The organism is Frateuria sp. (assembly GCF_013362045.1).
Lineage (GTDB): Bacteria > Pseudomonadota > Gammaproteobacteria > Xanthomonadales > Rhodanobacteraceae > Frateuria_A.
Genome location: NZ_JABFWW010000113.1, coordinates 1 through 2798 on the forward strand (window position 1 = coordinate 1; position 2798 = coordinate 2798).

At 69.9% G+C, this 2798-nt stretch carries 2 protein-coding genes and 1 pseudogene; 1 reads left to right on the forward strand and 2 read right to left on the reverse strand.

Annotated features, from left to right (window positions below; all coding sequences use genetic code 11):
• Positions 1–904: pseudogene (locus tag HOQ08_RS05255) on the reverse strand (TIGR02099 family protein); the annotation flags it as partial.
• A gap of 39 nt (positions 905–943) precedes the next feature.
• On the reverse strand, positions 944–2422 hold the full coding sequence (rng, locus tag HOQ08_RS05260) for a ribonuclease G (protein ID WP_291192326.1): 1479 nt from the start codon (positions 2420–2422) through the stop codon (positions 944–946).
• Positions 2423–2597: 175 nt separating this feature from the next.
• Here rng and HOQ08_RS05265 point away from each other — a divergent pair.
• Positions 2598–2798: response regulator (locus HOQ08_RS05265; protein ID WP_291192327.1), on the forward strand; the 201-nt coding region annotated here is incomplete at its 3' end.

Genomic DNA, 2798 nt, shown 5'->3' on the forward strand with positions numbered 1-2798 from the left:
CGGCACGCTGCGTGATGCCGGCCAGCCCGCGCAGGACGGGCACGCGGGCGGTGCCCGCCGGCCCTTCGATGGCCAGGTCGGCGAGGTCCAGGCGCAGCGTGGCGCGCACCACCTTGCGGTCCTTCCAGTCCAGCCAGGCCGCCAGGCTGCCGGAACCGCTTTTGGCCGCATAGCCGTCCATCGCCACGTCGCCCAGCAGGGTGCGCAGGTCGAGCTTGTCGCCGCCCAGCCACAGCCGGCCGGCGCTGCCGTCCTCGCGGAAGCTGCCCGCGCCGCGCCATTGGCCGGACGCGCCCTCCCGCCGCAGGACCACGCCCAGGCGGATGCGGCCGCCTTGCCGGCTCAGCCGCAGCTGGTCGGCCAACAGCCGGTAGTGGCGGCCGCTGGCCTCGTCGGTGATCGCCAGCTTCAGGTCGCGCAACTGGATGCCCACCGAGACCGGCCCCATCGACACGCCCTGCTGGGCGCCACCGTCCGGGCCGCCGATACCGTTGACGTGCCAGCGACCCTGCACGTCGCGGCCGAGGTCGAGCTGCAGTCCGCGCACGCGCAGGTTGAGCAGGTGGCGCGAGGGCAGCAGCCACCCGCCGAAGTCGATCTTCAGCTCGGACTCGGGCAGACGCAGCGGACTGCCGCCGGCCGCGCCAGGCCCGACAGTCACGTCGCGCATCAGGAACAGGGGTCCCGAGCCCTGCCAGCGCCCCTCCATCGAGGCAAAGCTCACCGGCCGCTGCAGGCGCTCGCTCAACTGCGCGGCGACCCATTGCGGATGGCGCGCCAGCAGCGGCAACAGCAACTGCGCCAGCGCCACCAGCACGGCCAGCGCGACCACCGCCACGCCGGCAGCCCAGCCGAGGGCGCGCAAAGGCAGGTGCAGGTGCCTAACCGGCCCGCGCGCGTTCACCTCGTTCCGTCCCGGCCGGCGCCCGCGGCAGCCTGCCGTCTACAGCAAGACCACATCGAACTGTTCCTGCGAGTAATGCTCTTCCGGCTGGAAGCGTATGCTCTTGGAGATGAATTCCTCCAGTTCGGCCACCGCGGCGGACTCTTCCTCCAGGATGCGCGAGACCACCTTGGGGCTGGCCATCACCAGCAGCTTCTCGGCGTTGAATTGGCGCACCGCGCGGGTAATCTCGCGGAAGATCTCGTAGGTCACCGTCTCGGCGGTCTTCACCGTGCCGCGCCCGCCGCAGGCCGGGCAGGGCTCGCACAGCTGGCGCTCCAGGCTCTCGGTGGTGCGCTTGCGGGTCATCTCCACCAGCCCCAGCGCCGACATCGGGTAGACCGTGGTCTTGGCGTGGTCGCGCGCGAGGCCCTTCTCCAACATGCGGATCACCTGGCGGCGATGCTCCTCGTCGCTCATGTCGATGAAGTCGATGATGATGATGCCGCCCAGGTTGCGCAGCCGCAGCTGCCGCGCCGCCGCCTGCGCCGCCTCCAGGTTGGTGCGGTAGACGGTCTCCTCCAGGTTGCGCGTGCCCAGGTAGCCGCCGGTGTTGACGTCGATCGTCGTCATCGCCTCGGTCTGGTCGACGATCAGGTAGCCGCCGGATTTCAGCGGCACCTCCTTCTTCATCGCGCGCTGGATCTCGTCCTCCACCCCGTACAGGTCGAAGATCGGACGTTCGCCCGCGTAGTGCTCGATGCGGTCGTCCAGGCTCGGCATGAACTTGTGCACGAACTTGACGACCTTCTCGTAGGTCTCGCGCGAGTCGATGCGCACCTTCTCGATGTCGTCGGTGAGCATGTCGCGCAGGCTGCGCAGCGGCAGCGACAGCTCCTCGTACACGCGCTCGCCGACCTTGGCCCGGGCGATATTCTCCTGCACCACGCGCCACACCTTGCTCAGGTAGGTGACGTCGAAGGCCAGCGACTCGGCCGACTGCCCCTCGGCGTTGGTGCGCACGATGTAGCCCAGCCGGCTGCCCTCCTCGCCGATCAGGCCGCCGAGCACGTCCTTGAGCCGCGCCCGCTCGCCCTCGTCCTCGATGCGTGCGGAAATGCCCAGCGTCTTGGCATGCGGCAGCAGCACCAGGTAGCGCGAGGGAATCGACAGGTGGGTGGACAGCCGCGCGCCCTTGGTGCCGATCGGGTCCTTGACCACCTGCACCACGATCTCCTGGCCCTCGTGCACCAGTTCGCTGATCGAGGGGGTGTGGCCATTGCCGTGCGCTTCGGCGCCTTCGGGCAGGGGCGGGCGCACGATGTCGGAGGCGTGCAGGAACGCCGCGCGCTCCAGCCCGATCTCCACGAACACCGCCTGCATGCCGGGCATCACCCGCTGCACACGTCCCTTGTACACGTTGCCCACGTAGCCGCGCCGGGAGGCGCGCTCGACGTGCACCTCCTGCAGCATGCCGTTCTCGACCACGCCCACCCGGGTTTCGCGGGGCGTCACGTTGATCAGGATCTCTTCGCTCACACCCACCCCCGCAAACGTTCGCCTTTATAGCGGTTGGGCGAGCAGGCTGTCGATGCAGCATATGCCACGCAGGTGGCTGCAGGGCGGGTTTCAGCCGGCCAGGCACTGCGGCTGGTGGGCTGACGGCCACCCTACTGGGTAGACTGGCACCCCGCCCGGCGGCCGAGGGGCCCGCATGAAACTCCTGCTGGTGGAAGATTCCGAGCGCCTGCGCGGCACCCTGCAGCACGGGCTGCGCGGCGCCGGCATTACGGTCGATGCGGCAGCCGATGGCGTGGAGGCCAAGGGCTTCCTGGCCGGCTACGACTACGAACTGGTGGTGCTGGACCTGATGCTGCCGCGGCTGGACGGCCTGGGCGTGCTGCGCGCCCTGCCC